Origin of the sequence: Breznakia pachnodae (assembly GCF_030814225.1) — a bacterium.
In the GTDB taxonomy this organism is placed as follows: domain Bacteria; phylum Bacillota_I; class Bacilli_A; order Erysipelotrichales; family Erysipelotrichaceae; genus Breznakia; species Breznakia pachnodae.
In genome coordinates this window covers 324,193-339,230 of record NZ_JAUSUR010000003.1, presented here as the reverse complement: position 1 = coordinate 339,230, position 15,038 = coordinate 324,193, and the positions used below count along the sequence as shown (strand labels likewise).

The following is a 15,038-nucleotide window of genomic DNA, read 5'->3' as shown; positions in this document are numbered from 1 at the left end:
TCATTAATGTAATAATATCGTAATACTCCAAAACTCCTTTTACTTGTTGAGTATATTCACCTTATAAAATACAGAGGATAAAGCCTACATAACATCCTAATTATATATTCCTATTGCTTTATCTTATCATTTTACAATCTTTTTCATTCAACCTAACTTACGTTCCCATTGGTCTCAGTCCTTTCTTTCTATTGATTAAATGATAAACTTTTTCTCTTTACCACCTTCACTTTCTACTTCTTTCTAATTACATTATATATAGAATAATAAAGTTGTTAAGGGGGGTGGCAAGATTTGCATGTTATTTGGAAAGATTGGTTTTAGAGCGAATAAACTCCAGTAACTTTGGTTTTCTAGATCTTGAAATTGGTAAACGTTCATGATTATGAAGTTCCAATTCATCGCCTTCTATTTTAAATATATATTCATAATTTACTAAGATTCCACTATTGATACGAACAAAGTCATAAATACTAAATTCCTTAGCTTTATTACTCATACTTCCACGTTCATAGAACTCACCTTTTTTCGTATAGTAAATTAAATTCTTATCTTCTTTTTCTATATAATATATATCATGAAATTTTAACTTTAATGTAATCCCATTATAAGAGAACAGATATTCCTGGTGTTTTCTTAATCTGGAATTAATCAAATCTTTAATTTCCATTAGTTCACTTTCAACATTCATCCTATGAATACTAAATACACGTCCATAAGAATTATTCATATTTGCATATCCCTCATGACAAAGATAAATAAAGACGCTATTTGTTTTATCAAACTCCAGTGCACTGGTAATTCGAATATTATTGTATGCTTCATTCAAAATAATCACATCATAATCTTTTACTGGATCTTTCACCAGATCAATAATTCTTTCATAATAAGTAAATGTAAACTCATCATTTAAAACATTGCGTAATAAAAAAATTACATCCTTTGCAATTTTTTCCTGTTCAACAATCACAACTTTCAGCATACACCTTCCTCCTAGCACTATTATACACTAGACCTCCAAACAATTTGAAGTATAAAAACAACTTTCATCATTCCCATTGACTTATTTCGACAATGGGACTATACTTTAGATACCCCCACAGGGTGTAGGAGGATATATGAAACAAAAATTTGATATAACCGGTATGACCTGTTCAGCATGTGCAAATCATGTGGAAAAGGCTGTAAATAAACTTTCGGGTACAAAAGAAGCAAATGTCAATTTAATGCAGAATGTATTGCAGATTGAATATGATGAAGCTACAACATCTGCAGATGATATCAAACAGGCAGTTGAAAAAGCTGGATATGGAATCTCTCAACAGGGTGTAACTAAAACAGCAGCAACAATCGAAAATAAATTACATAAGGATACAGATTCAATTAAGAAACGTTTATGGACATCTGTAATTTTATTAATTGTACTTATGTATATCGCAATGGGACATATGATTGGAATTCCTCTACCATCATTTCTGAGTGGATTACATAATAGTATTAACTTTGCGATGAGTCAGTTCTTAATTACATTGGTAATTGTTTATTTGAATCGTTCATACTTTATTAATGGATTTAAAACTTTAATTCATTTAGCACCAACGATGGATACGTTAATTGCAATTGGATCAACTGCAGCGATTGTCTATGGAGTTTATGCAATCTTACAGATGGGACAGGGACTTGCTTATCAGGACTGGCATTTAGTAGAAATGTATCATATGGATTTATACTTTGAGTCAGCAGCAACTATCGTTACTCTGATTACCGTAGGTAAGTATCTGGAATCACGTTCAAAGGGTAAGACCAATGATTCAATTGAGAAGTTAATGAACTTGGCACCAAAGACAGCAATTATTGAAGTAGATGGAGTAGAACAGGAAGTTCCACTAGAAACGGTACAAAAAGGTGATATCCTAGTTGTACGTAGTGGTAGCAGTGTTCCTGTTGATGGAGTGATTGTTGAAGGTAATTCAACCATTGATGAAGCAGCAATTACTGGTGAAAGTATGCCAGTAGAAAAAAGTGTACAAGCAAAAGTAACTGGTGGAACGATCAGTGTCTCAGGATTCTTTAAGATGAAAGCGACACGAGTAGGTGAAGATACAACTCTGGCTCAAATCATTCAGTTAGTAGAAGATGCTAACTCTAGTAAAGCACCAATCGCCAAACTTGCAGATAAAGTTAGTGGAGTATTCGTGCCAATTGTAATTGCAATTGCAATTGTAGCAACTGCCACATGGTTATTAATGGGATACTCAACTAGTTTCTCATTATCAATTGGTATTGCCGTATTAATTATTAGTTGTCCTTGCGCTCTTGGACTAGCTACACCAACAGCTATTATGGTTGGTACTGGTAAAGGTGCAGAAAATGGAATCTTATTTAAAAATGCAGAAAGTTTAGAAACTATGCAATCAATCGAAGTTATTGTATTAGATAAAACAGGAACAGTAACACAAGGAAAACCAACTGTTAGTGATATTTATATAAACAGTGGTGATGAAACTTCATTACTACAAATTGCATTAGATATTGAACATGCTTCAGAACATCCTTTAGCTACTGCTATTGTAGCAAAAGCAAGTGAGCAGGGATTATCCGCAGTAAAGATGGATGAGTTTACCCAAGTACCTGGACAAGGTATTGTAGCGAAACGAGACAATTCGACTTATTTAGCTGGTAACCAAAAAATGATGGATGAACATAAGATTGATATTCAATCATTTGAACAAGTCATCAGCAATCTTGCAGATGATGGAAAAACACCATTATTCTTTACCAAAGATAATGAAGTTCTAGGAATTATCGCTTTAGCTGATAAGATTAAAGCAAACAGTAAAGCAGCAATTCAACAACTATTAAAAATGAACAAAGAAGTTGTATTACTAAGTGGTGACAACAATAAAACAGCAACTGCAATCGGAAAACAACTTGGACTTACATCAATTATCTCTGATGTATTACCACAAGATAAAGAACAATATATTCGTTCTATCAAAGATAGTGGTAAGAAAGTTGCAATGGTTGGGGATGGTATCAATGATGCTCCAGCACTTGCCAGAGCAGATATCGGTATTGCCATTGGTGCAGGTACTGATATTGCGATTGAAAGTGCAGACATTGTATTGATGCACAGTGACTTATTAGATGTTGTAACTACAATTAAGTTATCAAAAGCAACATTACATAATATTAAACAAAATTTATTCTGGGCATTTATTTATAATATTATTGGTATTCCAATTGCAGCTGGTGTATTCTACCCTGCATTTGGATTTAAACTAAACCCAATGTTTGGATCAGCAGCAATGAGTTTATCATCATTGTTCGTAGTATCAAATGCACTACGTTTACGCTTTTTCAAACCTGAACATCAGACAAGTGAAATAACAGAACAAACACACGAACGCGTAGAAGTAACTATTTCTAAAGGAGGAGCAAAGATGAAAAAAGTTATGATAGTAGAAGGAATGTCATGTGGACATTGCCAAAAACGAGTAGAAGATGCTTTAAACAAATTAGATGGAGTAACTGCAGTAGTTGATTTAGACAACAAAACCGCAACAGTAACAATGGATCAACCTGTTGACGATGCAGTGCTTACATCAGCTGTTGATGATGCTGGTTATGAAGTAACTTCAATCAAAGAAGGTGCATAATGAAAGCAGACAGAAAACAGGTTGAACGTTTATTAAAAACAGCGAAAGGACAAATTGATGGGGTTCTTAAAATGATTGAAGATGACAAGTATTGTATTGATATTGTGAATCAAATTCTTGCCAGTCAAGCCATTTTAAATAAAGCCAGCAAAGAAATCCTAGTTGCTCATATTGATGGATGTGTCAGTGACAGTTTCTCATCAAATGATGAGACCTTCCAAAAAGAGAAAATGGAAGAGTTAAAAATGGTAATAGATAAATTAGCGAAATAGAAAAAGGTCATCGGCGAAGATGACCTTTTTATAAGTTACAAAGGGCTTTTGGAGGGCGATCCAATATTTTCATAACTTAGCATAATAAGTCTCGATTATAACTTATCACATTTATATAGTAATACTTTATAACTAATTTGTAAATATATTAGACCAAAAATGTCATGAAAATTAAAAAAGACCACTTAAATAGTGGTCTAAGACTCCTTATTTGTTTGTAAATTTTGCTTCTTCTGGAGCAAATTGAGCTTGTGAGAATCCACAAACTGGACAAACTTTTGGTGCTTCTAATCCAGTGTGGTGGTATCCACAAATAGCACATACCCAAACTGTATCTTCATCTTTCTTGAATACTTTTCCTTCTTCTACATTTTTAAGAAGTTCTAAGTATCTTTCTTCATGTCCTTTTTCAATCTTAGCTACTTGTTCCATTTGGAATGCAATCTTAGTGAATCCTTCTTCTTTAGCAGTTTCAGCCATGTGTTTATACATGTCAGTCCACTCGTAGTTTTCACCTTCAGCAGCTTGCTTCAAGTTATCAGCAGTTGTATGGATTTCTCCACCTTGTAATGCTGCGAACCATAATTTAGCATGTTCTTGTTCATTTCTTGCTGTTTCTAAGAAAATGTCAGCGATTTGTTCCATACCTTCTTCTTGTGCTTTATGAGCGAAGTAAGTATACTTATTTCTCGCCATTGATTCTCCAGCAAATGCATCTAATAAATTCTTTTCAGTTTTTGATCCTTTTAAGTCCATTTTTGCTACCTCCCATTACTCGTGCAGTGTTTGCAGACTCCTTTAAATGTGATTTCGTGACTGTCTATTACTCCAATAACAGAATCATCACTAACTTCATCATGTAATCCCAGTTTGTAGGGTACATCTAAATCATACAACTTTTTACATTTTTCGCAATAGAAATGATAGTGTGGTTCACACGTCTTATCATATATACTGCTTTCATTTGGCAAAGATATCTTTTTGATTTCTTTCATATCTTCCAGAATTCCCAGATTACGATAAATTGTAGCCAAAGATATTTTCTTATCACCTCGATTAAAATGTTGGTGAATATCTTCAGCACTAACATGCTTATCTGATAAACTCTTCATATAATCCAAAATCTGATCCCTTTGCTTTGAATGTTTGTACGCCATAACGTTACCTCCAAACTAAGAACCATTCTTATTATATCATATCTCTTTTCAATTTCAAGACCAAATTAAGAATTATTCTTAATTTAATTTTTACAAAAAGAAAGGGTTAACCTTCACTAAAGTAACCCTTTTCTACTAACTTCGGTTGAATAACTGATCGAATTTTTTGTAATCTTGTTTTCACTGTTCCACTTGGAATATCTAATTCCTGTGCAATCTCGTCAATCGTAAGATCTTCAAAATATTTCATCATTCCAACATCTTTAAACTTTTCTGGCAATTTTCTTAATTCTGTTTTTACATCATCGTACATTTCTTTGCGTTCTACCATTGTTCTTTGTTCATTATCAATCCAAAATAAATCTTCTACATCAATTCCGACGTCAGACTCATTATGCTTTGCTTTCTTACGATACATTGATTGTGTAAAATTAAACGCAATCGAAAAAATCCAAGAATGAAAAGCATCATTCGACTTTAATGTTCCAATACTTTGGTAAACCACAGTAAATGTCTCTTGAAGTATCTCTTCTGCATCTGCCCTGTTCTTGACAATTTTTAATGCAAAATAATAGATGGAGTCCTTATAAAACTCGTATATCTTTCTGAAGGCTGCTTTATCGCCATCTTTCAGCCTTTGGATATACGCTGTTTCAATTCTCCGATTCACTTGTTTATTCATGCTCGCCCCCGCACTAACCCGCCATCTAGTGCCAAATCATTTATATTATATCATAGATAGATAATTACAACCACCAAAAAAGGAAACTGCAATTTCTCACAGTTTCCATTGTATTACATTCCTTTGTGCATTGTCCTTTTTATAACATCATCCTGTTGTTCTTTAGACAATTTATTAAAGTTTACTGCATATCCTGAAACGCGAATTGTAAGTTGTGGATACTTCTCCGGATGCTTTTGTGCATCAAGAAGTGTCTCTCTGGTAAATACATTCACATTTAGGTGATGACCTCCACTCATTGCGTAGCCATCAATCATTGTTACTAAATTATCGACACGGTCTTTCATAGCTCTATACCTCTCTATAATAAAATTATAGCCTATTTAGTAAACGATGATAATTGATTTGACCAACTTATAACTGTTTATAATATTGTACTGCAAGACATCCAAGTCCTGTATGCACACCAACAACACTTACAAGCTTAATCAAATCATATTTTGCATTTGGAAATACTTCTTGATATTTTTCAATTAACCCTTTACCTGCTTCTTCGGCAACTACATGAGCAACCGTAATACTGTACCCTGTTCCACCATCAAGAATTTCTTTCTTCATAATTTCAACGGTACGATCTAGTGCTCTAGACATTGTTCTTACTTTGTCTAATACATCTATCTTACCATTGGTCTTTTTATTGATTTCTAAAATTGGTTTAATCTTTAGAAGTCCACCTAATGTTGCAGCAAGCGGAGTTAAACGTCCACCTCTTTTTAAATGATGTAAATCATTAGGAATTAACAATGTATTTGTAGTATCACAAATTTCTGATAATATCACTTTGATTTCATCAAGCGTTTTTCCTTCTTCATATAAGTTTTTTGCACGAACAACCATGTATTTTTCTACCATTGCTGTTACATGGTTATCAAAGTAATCGAAATCGATTCCTACTTGTTTTGCCACCATCTGCATAGCATCAATCGTTCCACTTAATCCACTACAAATTGGAACCGCAAAAATCTTTTCATATCCTTCATCTTTTAATCTAGTAAATAACTCTTCTATTTTTCCAACTGGTGCCAAAGATGTTTTTAACATCTTTCCTTCTTGCATTAATTTATAGACACCATCAACATTGATATCCTCATTTTCAAGCAAGGAAACATCGTCATAAGAGATCTGTAATGGAACACTATAACAACCCAATGCCTCTACTTCTTTTACGCTCAGTCCTGTACCACTGTCAGTAACAAAAGCAACTTTCATAACTAATCCTCCTTTTTAAACTTTTTTAATATATTGTAATCCAAGACATCCAATTCCCGTATGTACGGAAATTACTGGTCCAATATAACCAAAGGTTGTATTGTTTCCTGGATATTTACTAAAATACATTTCCTTTAATTCCTCTGCACTTTCTGGTGCATCCGTATGAAGCACAACTAATTCATAGTTTTCATCAATACCTTCATCCACAAATGTATCAACTGCCATCTTCATCGCTTTGCTCATCGTTCTTACTTTTGCAAATGTATCGATTTTACCTTCACTTGACTCGTTCAGTTTCAGTACTGGTTTAATCTTCAACATTCCACCCAAAGCTGCTGCTAATGGAGTAAGACGACCACCTCTTTTCAGATGATCCAGATCATCAGGAATAATTAACGTATTACTGTGAGCAATACTGTCATTTAAACGAGCAACAATTTCCTCTAATTCAACACCTTCATCCACAAGACGTTTTGCACTAGTAGCAACATAGTGTTGAATGTGACAAGTTGTAAAACACTCAATACATGTAAGATCAAAATCACTGTTATCAGCAATCATTTTTACATTTTGCATCGTACTTGAAAGTCCACTTGTTAGTGGAACAAAAATCCCATGTTCATAACCTTCATCTTTTAATTTTTTAAATAATTCTTCCACCATTCCTACTGGTGGTAATGAAGTCTTCAATAATTTTTCTTCGCGAATCATATCAAATACTTCTGCACAAGTAACATCAAATCCATCTAGATATACTTGTTCACCTTCAACAATTTGAAGGGGCAGGAAATGAAGTCCTAATTCTTCCGCCTGCTCTTTGTTCATTCCACTCCCGCTATCGGTTATAACTGCTATTTTCATATATAGTTCTCCTCTTAGATCTTTAATGTCGACTGCACTGCTATACAGCCTAATCCCCCATGACATGTCAGTACCGAAGGAAGCTCTACTATTTCACAATCGATATTATCAAACAATGCCTTACACAACTGCTCAACTTTCTGTGCTCCTCGTAAGTTGTCAGCATGCGAAATATAAATTTTATTTGTAAGCGAGTTTACATTCAAATCTTTGAATTTATCAATGATTAACTGAACAATTTTACCTTCTGTTCTAGCAAACCCAAACTTATCAACAACACTACCATCTTCTTTTAAATACAAAAGTGGCTTAATTTTTAAAAGCGAAGCCATATTCGCTGCAATTGGAGAAATTCTTCCACCTTTCTTTAACTGCGTTAATGTCTCTGGAAACAAGAATGAAAACTGATTTTGGTATTTCTTGTCCAACATCAATAAAATGTCCTGAACACTGGCACCTTCATCAGCCATTTCTTTTGCACGTATTGCACCATCCAAAATAGGTGCTCCAACACTTCGTGTATCAACAACATAAACATTGTCCATACCCAACTGTTCTTTCACCATATGGAAGTTGGCATTGGTTCCACTTAGATCACTGGAACAAGTCAGAATAATGATTGCATCATAATTCTCTTCTTTCCACTTTTCCATCTTTTCCATAATATACCCAGTACTTGGTTGACTGGTTGTTGGAACTAAGCCATCTCGTAATTTTTCATATAATACTTCATTACTAATATCAATTAAATCTTTAAACTCTTTACCACTGATTACAACACTTAATGGTACCAGTTCAATACCATGTTTCTCTGCAATTTCTAAATTCATTGCACTTGTCGTATCCGTTACAATTAAATAGTTAGCCATATATTTAACCTCTCATCCTAATTATAATACACTTTTTTGTTTGAATATACCATCATTTGGCAAAATAAAAAGCCTTTTCGGCTTTTCAATTAATCAATATTATTTTTTAGTTCATCATTAATAATTCTACCAGACATCTTCGCTCCACGATCGATGTCAATTAATGGTGTATATATATTACCCAAAACTTTCGCATTATGCGCTAGTTTTGTTTCTTCGCTGGCGTAAACATCCCCTTCGATATCACCTTCCACAATCATCGTCTTCGATCTGATTGATCCTTTGATGTGTGTGTCAGTTCCTACATATACTCGCTCACTCACAACCATATCTCCAGTTATTTTGGCATGGTCAATTTCAATATTACTAGCTTGAATATTCCCTTCAATAACTGCTCCATTAGATATCTCTACGACACTACTGCTTATAATATCTCCAGTAACCGTTCCTTTTACGATAAGTGGAGAATCCACTCTTACATTTCCTTCGATCACTGTAGTAGTAGAAAAAATTGTTTTTTCTTTCTGCCCACTTGATAACATGTCATCCTTTACATCTTCTACTTGAATTCCATTGTAATCATCATTTTCATAATTGTTATGTTCCATCTTCTCTAGTTCTCCTTGATCATTATGTTTTTCCACATCTTCGGACTTTTTTGACTGAAATATCGTATTTACATAATTATGAAGATCTTTACCCTTCTCCACAACAGAATCACTTATCGATACATCTTCGCCCAAGATTGTCGTTTCTTCCTTTAAAACCGCCCTTTTTAATTGCCACTCTTTGAACGCAAAAAAGATGAGTCCGCACATTATTACTAATGCTAAAAGCAGAAACAAGTAGGGAAATACATTCGGTTTCAACAACAAATTAACTATCTCCACATTATAAGCCCCCTGTATATAAGATTCACTCAATCGCATTTTGGTTCGCTAATTCCGAAAAAAATTGAATATATTTCCATAATTATATAGAATATAGGAAGGAGATCTTATGTACAGAGTAAAAGAAGAAAGCAATCATACCATCATTATTGATAAATCAAAGTTCATTTGTTATGTAAATCGTGTATTCAGTGAAGAAGAAGCAAAAGAGTATCTTCTGCAGATAAAGAAGTTACATCCTAACGCTACTCATCACTGTTATGCCTTTTTAATTGGTGAGCACGATGAAATACAAAGAAGCAATGATAATGGAGAACCTAGCGGAACTGCTGGTGTTCCTATCTTAGAATGCCTGAGAAAGAATGATATGAATGATACTATTGCAATTGTTGTACGTTACTTTGGTGGAATCAAGTTAGGTGCTGGTGGTTTGATTCGTGCTTACTCAAAAAGTACCAGCGAAGCATTAAAACATGCAGTTATTACACAAAAGTGTGATACTTTCCGTTTCCAGATTACATTTGATTATTCCTTTATTGGAAAATTAGATTACTACATTTCCCAGAACAATATCATTGTTTTGGATAAACAGTACGAAGAAAAAGTCACCTATGTCTTACGATCAACTGATGACTTTACCAAAGATATCGATGAACTCAGTAATGGTACATTTCCATTAGAATTAATTACTAAGGAAGTAGTAGAGATAGAAAAAAAGGACTAATATAAAACAAGAGGCAATCATAATGAAGGCCTCTTTTATTATTTGTATCCAATTAACGAACAGACTTTTATGCAAAGTATTTATTACCATTGATTGTTAAATAAGTATAAGCCATTGCAGGAAGTACGATTGCAAAATTACCAAAATTTCGATCTAAAATTAAAAAAAGTATTTCGAGCAGAGTTACTACACCAAGCGGAATCAAAAAATAATATGATAATTTCTTTCTCCATGACTTCTCATCCCTTGAGGATTCCCACTTTACAAGAACATACCATATTCCAACATATAAAATTGTATTCAGTATAGAGTTTATGAATGTCGTTATAACTTTCCCCTCCACTGGTTTACAATATATAGTACTGAGCAATAGCGCTGCAATATATACTAATATTAGTCTTTTCATCTTATTCCCCCCTCTGTTTATACACAATCATCATCTCATCAAAAAATATCATTAACTTCTGAATTATCTTTGTGAACAGTCTTAAAGAAGTATTTAACTCTCAACTCAGGATAAATTTCTTCTATATGATACTCTAACTGCTCCATTTCAAATGATTTTATATATCCTATTCGATGCCATTTATCATATCTTTTAGTAATCTTACTATCACCAAAAAAATATTCAGATATGTTTCCAATAAAAATATTTTTATCCAAATCATCAAGTGTATCTGCAATAGCGTTGCACTCATCACACATATATAGATCCCTATTAGAATTTTTAATTCTATATTTCATAAACCTGCCATTCCAATCACAAGCAGGACATATTATATATCCTTCATCATCTTTATACATTTAAATATCCTCTTTCTATTAACTATCTTCAGGTCTTTTTAGTTTATCTCCAAAAGAAATAATCTTATAGCGATCATGACATAATATTCCTTGATCGCCTTCATCTAATAGTTCGTATTCAAACTGACTAACAACAAATGTTCTTTCTTTATTTTTCAGTTGAAATGTAACTTCAAAAGAATCATCGTATTTCGGATAACCCAAATCTAATCCTGATACTCTAAAATATTCTTTTTTTATTATCGTTGCTTCTTCACTAATATCTTTTCTTTTTCTTTTACTTGCTGTAAATGCACGATACAGAGCATATACAATAAATATGTAAATTAAAATTTGAAAAATAAGTATCATACTGAATTCCATATAGTCCCTCCACTTTCTATATTTCATTTCATAGTGTTAAATATTATAGTAATTACTCAATTACTATTTATTTTCATACCTTTACAATATTGCATAAAACTAACTATTTGACAAGCATTTATGATACTCTACGATTCGTAGATTGTGCTATTGTTTAGAAGTTGATAGAATACGAGTAGAGGTGATGAAGATTTGAATGAAAATATTGGGATATTAATCCAGCAATTACGAAAAGAGAATAATATGACTCAAAAAGAGTTGGCTAATAAATTACATGTAAGTGATAAAGCAATTTCAAAATGGGAATGTGGAAATGGAATTCCTGATATAGAAAACTTAACTGCATTGGCAGATTTATTTGATATTTCCATCAATGATTTGCTTCATGGGAATAAGAGTGAAGAGCCAGAACGCTCCTTGCATTCTTCTTTCTATAAACAGGTGCCAAAAGAATATACACCTAAAATTTTAAAGATAGCAGGTTTCGCATTATTAGGTTTATCTATATTTGTTAGTGTTGTATGTTTGGTAGCTGATTACTATGAGGCAGGAGAGTTTACCTGGTCAGTATATGCTGTGGTTGGAATTGTCTATGGATGTCTTCTTATCGTTCCTCCATTATTGATACAAAAGAATTGGATAAAATTAGTACTGATAAATCTTACTTGGTCGATTCTTCCATTTCTCTATATAATAGAAGTACTTACAAATACTTCAGGTTGGATGTTACCATTAGCACTTCCACTCTGTATACTAGTAGTAGGTAGCTGTTGGATTATTTATTATATAATCGCAGTAAAGAAGAAGGATGTGTATTTTTCATTTGGTATAGTAATTATGCTGTCTGGTATCATTCGTTTTGCGACCTATCTGCTTACCAGTGCATATCTGAATATGCAAACGTATGACATTATTGATTTAATAGTTAGTATTGGTGTAATCATTATTGGTTGTATTGTTTGTGTTATAAGTAGTAAGAAAGCCGTTGGTTTGTAACCAACGGCTCATTTTATAATACATCAATAAATGTTTTTGCGATTTGCTGAGGTCTGGTAATTGCACCACCAACAACCGCACTGTATGCTCCTAAGTCCATAACTTTCTTTAAGTCTTCTGGTGTATTGATTTTACCTTCAGCAATCAAAGGTGTCTTTAATACATCAATTAAACGTTTCATTAATTCAAAGTTTGGTCCATCTATTTTCTTACTGTATGGAGTATATCCACATAGGGTTGTAGATACACAATCAAATCCAATTCGTTCAGCTTCTAAGCATTCTTCATATGTACTGCAGTCTGCCATTGCCAGTACTCCATTCTCATGGATGTAATTGACCAAGTCTTCAATTTTTTCTCCATGAGGGCGAGGACGATCAGTTGCATCCAAAGCAATCATTTCACATCCTGTAGTAAGTAGTTCATCTACTTCTTTTTTAGTTGCCGTAATATAGATATCACTGTCATCATAGTTACGCTTCACAATACCGATTACAGGCAAATCTACGACCTTTTTAATCTCATCGATATCTTGTTTACTTTGTGCTCGAATCCCTGCTGCACCGGCTTGTTTGGCTGCTAGTGCCATTCTACCCATAATGAATGAAGAATGTAATGGTTCATCAGGCAAAGCCTGACAAGATACTACTAATTTTCCTTTAATTTTGTCTAACATACATTACCTCCCAGTAATTATTAATGTTTTGCCTTTTCAGCATCTCTCCAGTTATCTTGATATCCTCCAAGTAAATCCACAAAGCGTTTCGCTGTTAAGTGTGGTCTTGTGATTGCAGATCCTACAACAACACTATGCGCACCTAAGAAAATACATTTCATTGCATCTTCTGGTGTATAGATGTGTCCTTCCATCATCACATATGCTTCATCTTTGAAATCACGACACATCTTCGCAAATTCACGCATATCTGGTTCTTCGATATGTTGCGTTTCTTTTGTATATCCATATAATGTTGGCGCAACAATATCAGCACCATTATCAATCGCTCTTCTTGCCTCTTCATAAGTGGAAACATCCGCGAAGATAATTGCTTCAGGAATTTCCTTTTTCAATTCTTTAATTAAATCCCATGCCTGTGTACCTTCATGAGTTATTTGCGATGTACAATCCAAAGCAATAATTTCTGCCCCTGCTTCCCATACTTGTTTTGCTGATTCTATGGTAGGCGTAATAAATACATCTGTATCATCATGCCATATTTTATATAATCCAATCATTGGTAAATCTACCTTATCTTTGATTGCTTTGATCTGATCAGGAGAATTTGCACGAATACCCACGGCACCTGCCCATTTCGCTGCTTCTGCCATCTTTACCACAATATCATCCGTATAGATTGGATCATCATGTTGAACCTGACAGGATACAATTAAACCACCTTTAAAACTTTCTAAAATCGCTCGTTTTCGTTCATCTGTTGTTTTCAATGTTGTACCTCCTAACAGATAGGAATTATAGTATAAATCCTTATATTTATACTATAATATCGAATTGCTTAACAGTCAATCATTTTCGTTCAAAATATTCCAAATTCATTCATTTTGTATCATAATTAAAAATAAAAAGAAGTCAGAAAAATGAATCCTTCTGACTTGAATTTGTTATTTCCAACCGTAATCTTTTAAACACTGTTCTACATCTTCTTCAAATGTTCCCAGTTTGATTCCATGTTGTTTAATTTTACTGTTATCAAGACGATAATCACGGAAACGATCCGCATAACGTTCATGATTTGGTAAGATATACTTCGCAATTACATCTTCTGGAAAACCAAATGCATTTGCTACATATACCGCTGCATCATAAGTATTCATTATATTCACATTTGAAAAATGATATACACCTGTAGGTAAGTCTGTAATTTGTTCAAACTGATTTGCAAGATTTTGTGCATAGGTCATTCCACGAACTTCATTTACGGTAAATTTCTCTGGTGTCTGCTTCATAATTGCATCCAACGTATTCTTAATAATATTTGGGCTTGGATGAATCTGTGGCTGTGCCATTCCCATCATCCAAGACAAACGAAGCGTTACAAAATTCTTGTTATGCTTTTGCAGATACTCATCTACTTCTGCTTTTTGTTTCCCATAATTGGTAACACTAATTAATTCATCCTCTTCTTTGAATGGTCCCGGTTTCGTATGTCCATTAAAACATTGCTCCGTTGAAATAAACATCATTCGCTTATCTCTCGCATTACATACATCCGCAATCACGACTGCTGATTCTGTATTAATTTTTCTACTTAGCTCAGGATGCTCTTCACCAAATGCTGTGTTGGCATTTGCTGCAGTATGAAATACAATATCAAAATCTAAGTTTTCAAAATACTCCTTTACCTGCTGTGGCTGTTCAAGATCAATCATCTCTCTGGTAATTGGTATAAACTCAAATTTTGTTTCATTGTACTTTTGAATCAAAGATGCCAAATATCCATTTGCACCTGTAATCGCTACTTTCTTCATCT

Annotated in this window: 18 protein-coding genes and 1 pseudogene; 4 read left to right on the top strand and 15 right to left on the bottom strand. The window is 33.5% G+C overall.

Going from position 1 to position 15,038, the window contains the following annotated elements; translation table 11 throughout:
• Positions 1–301 precede the first annotated feature (301 nt).
• Positions 302–982 (bottom strand): LytR/AlgR family response regulator transcription factor, encoded by a 681-nt coding sequence (locus J2S15_RS10105; RefSeq protein WP_307407905.1) that lies wholly within the window; start codon positions 980–982, stop codon positions 302–304.
• Positions 983–1,118: 136 nt separating this feature from the next.
• Here J2S15_RS10105 and J2S15_RS10100 point away from each other — a divergent pair, with 136 nt between their 5' ends.
• Together J2S15_RS10100 and J2S15_RS10095 are read left to right on the top strand one after the other, a co-directional pair.
• Positions 1,119–3,659, top strand: a complete 2,541-nt coding sequence (locus J2S15_RS10100) for a heavy metal translocating P-type ATPase (protein WP_307407903.1) — start codon at positions 1,119–1,121, stop codon at positions 3,657–3,659.
• The gene (locus tag J2S15_RS10095; protein WP_307407901.1) at positions 3,659–3,931 is read left to right on the top strand and encodes a metal-sensing transcriptional repressor; all 273 of its coding nucleotides are present in this window, start codon (positions 3,659–3,661) and stop codon (positions 3,929–3,931) included. Before J2S15_RS10100 ends, J2S15_RS10095 begins: the two co-directional genes overlap by 1 nt.
• Before the next feature lie 207 nt (positions 3,932–4,138).
• On the opposite strand, the gene rbr is transcribed toward J2S15_RS10095, so the two are convergent.
• The 8 genes and pseudogenes from rbr to J2S15_RS10055 form a co-directional block, all read right to left on the bottom strand.
• Positions 4,139–4,687, bottom strand: a complete 549-nt coding sequence (rbr, locus tag J2S15_RS10090) for a rubrerythrin (RefSeq protein WP_307407899.1) — start codon at positions 4,685–4,687, stop codon at positions 4,139–4,141.
• A gap of 5 nt (positions 4,688–4,692) precedes the next feature.
• A complete protein-coding gene (locus J2S15_RS10085) occupies positions 4,693–5,088 on the bottom strand; it encodes a Fur family transcriptional regulator (RefSeq protein ID WP_307407898.1) in 396 nt (131 codons plus the stop codon).
• 106 nt (positions 5,089–5,194) lie between these two features.
• On the bottom strand, positions 5,195–5,770 hold the full coding sequence (locus J2S15_RS10080; protein WP_307407896.1) for an RNA polymerase sigma factor: 576 nt from the start codon (positions 5,768–5,770) through the stop codon (positions 5,195–5,197).
• A gap of 113 nt (positions 5,771–5,883) precedes the next feature.
• Positions 5,884–6,114, bottom strand: a pseudogene (locus J2S15_RS10075) (glycine radical domain-containing protein); the annotation flags it as partial.
• A 70-nt stretch (positions 6,115–6,184) separates the two neighbouring features.
• Positions 6,185–7,039, bottom strand: coding sequence for a DegV family protein (locus tag J2S15_RS10070; RefSeq protein WP_307407894.1), 855 nt, complete (start codon positions 7,037–7,039; stop codon positions 6,185–6,187).
• Positions 7,040–7,054: 15 nt separating this feature from the next.
• Entirely contained in the window at positions 7,055–7,903 is an 849-nt protein-coding gene (locus J2S15_RS10065) for a DegV family protein (RefSeq protein WP_307407892.1), read from the bottom strand.
• Between the two features lie 14 nt (positions 7,904–7,917).
• Complete coding sequence (locus tag J2S15_RS10060; RefSeq protein ID WP_307407891.1) at positions 7,918–8,772, bottom strand: DegV family protein; 855 nt, start codon at positions 8,770–8,772, stop codon at positions 7,918–7,920.
• Between the two features lie 89 nt (positions 8,773–8,861).
• Positions 8,862–9,662, bottom strand: coding sequence for a bactofilin family protein (locus J2S15_RS10055; RefSeq protein ID WP_307407890.1), 801 nt, complete (start codon positions 9,660–9,662; stop codon positions 8,862–8,864).
• Positions 9,663–9,771: 109 nt separating this feature from the next.
• On the opposite strand from J2S15_RS10055, the gene J2S15_RS10050 reads away from it, so the two are divergent.
• Positions 9,772–10,386 carry a YigZ family protein gene (locus J2S15_RS10050; RefSeq protein WP_307407889.1) on the top strand — a complete coding sequence of 205 codons (615 nt, stop codon included), beginning with the start codon at positions 9,772–9,774 and terminating at the stop codon, positions 10,384–10,386.
• Positions 10,387–10,453: 67 nt separating this feature from the next.
• Here the strand turns inward: J2S15_RS10050 and J2S15_RS10045 are convergent, their stop codons facing one another.
• Genes J2S15_RS10045 through J2S15_RS10035 form a run of 3 tightly spaced genes read right to left on the bottom strand, consistent with a single transcriptional unit; the run spans position 10,454 to position 11,553 of the window.
• Positions 10,454–10,792, bottom strand: coding sequence for a hypothetical protein (locus tag J2S15_RS10045; protein WP_307407887.1), 339 nt, complete (start codon positions 10,790–10,792; stop codon positions 10,454–10,456).
• A 38-nt stretch (positions 10,793–10,830) separates the two neighbouring features.
• Positions 10,831–11,190, bottom strand: a complete 360-nt coding sequence (locus tag J2S15_RS10040) for a hypothetical protein (RefSeq protein ID WP_307407885.1) — start codon at positions 11,188–11,190, stop codon at positions 10,831–10,833.
• Positions 11,191–11,208: 18 nt separating this feature from the next.
• Complete coding sequence (locus J2S15_RS10035) at positions 11,209–11,553, bottom strand: DUF2500 family protein (RefSeq protein WP_307407883.1); 345 nt, start codon at positions 11,551–11,553, stop codon at positions 11,209–11,211.
• A 192-nt stretch (positions 11,554–11,745) separates the two neighbouring features.
• Between J2S15_RS10035 and J2S15_RS10030 the strand changes: the two genes are divergently transcribed.
• Positions 11,746–12,549, top strand: coding sequence for a helix-turn-helix domain-containing protein (locus J2S15_RS10030; protein ID WP_307407881.1), 804 nt, complete (start codon positions 11,746–11,748; stop codon positions 12,547–12,549).
• Between the two features lie 13 nt (positions 12,550–12,562).
• Here the strand turns inward: J2S15_RS10030 and J2S15_RS10025 are convergent, their stop codons facing one another.
• The 3 genes from J2S15_RS10025 to J2S15_RS10015 all read right to left on the bottom strand — a co-directional run bounded on the left by J2S15_RS10025 (position 12,563) and on the right by J2S15_RS10015 (position 15,036).
• Positions 12,563–13,225, bottom strand: a complete 663-nt coding sequence (locus tag J2S15_RS10025; protein WP_307407879.1) for an N-acetylmannosamine-6-phosphate 2-epimerase — start codon at positions 13,223–13,225, stop codon at positions 12,563–12,565.
• Between the two features lie 20 nt (positions 13,226–13,245).
• Positions 13,246–13,995: an N-acetylmannosamine-6-phosphate 2-epimerase gene (locus J2S15_RS10020; RefSeq protein ID WP_307407877.1), complete on the bottom strand. Its 750-nt coding sequence runs from the start codon at positions 13,993–13,995 to the stop codon at positions 13,246–13,248.
• Positions 13,996–14,169: 174 nt separating this feature from the next.
• Entirely contained in the window at positions 14,170–15,036 is an 867-nt protein-coding gene (locus J2S15_RS10015) for an SDR family oxidoreductase (protein WP_307407876.1), read from the bottom strand.
• Positions 15,037–15,038: the final 2 nt, after the last annotated feature.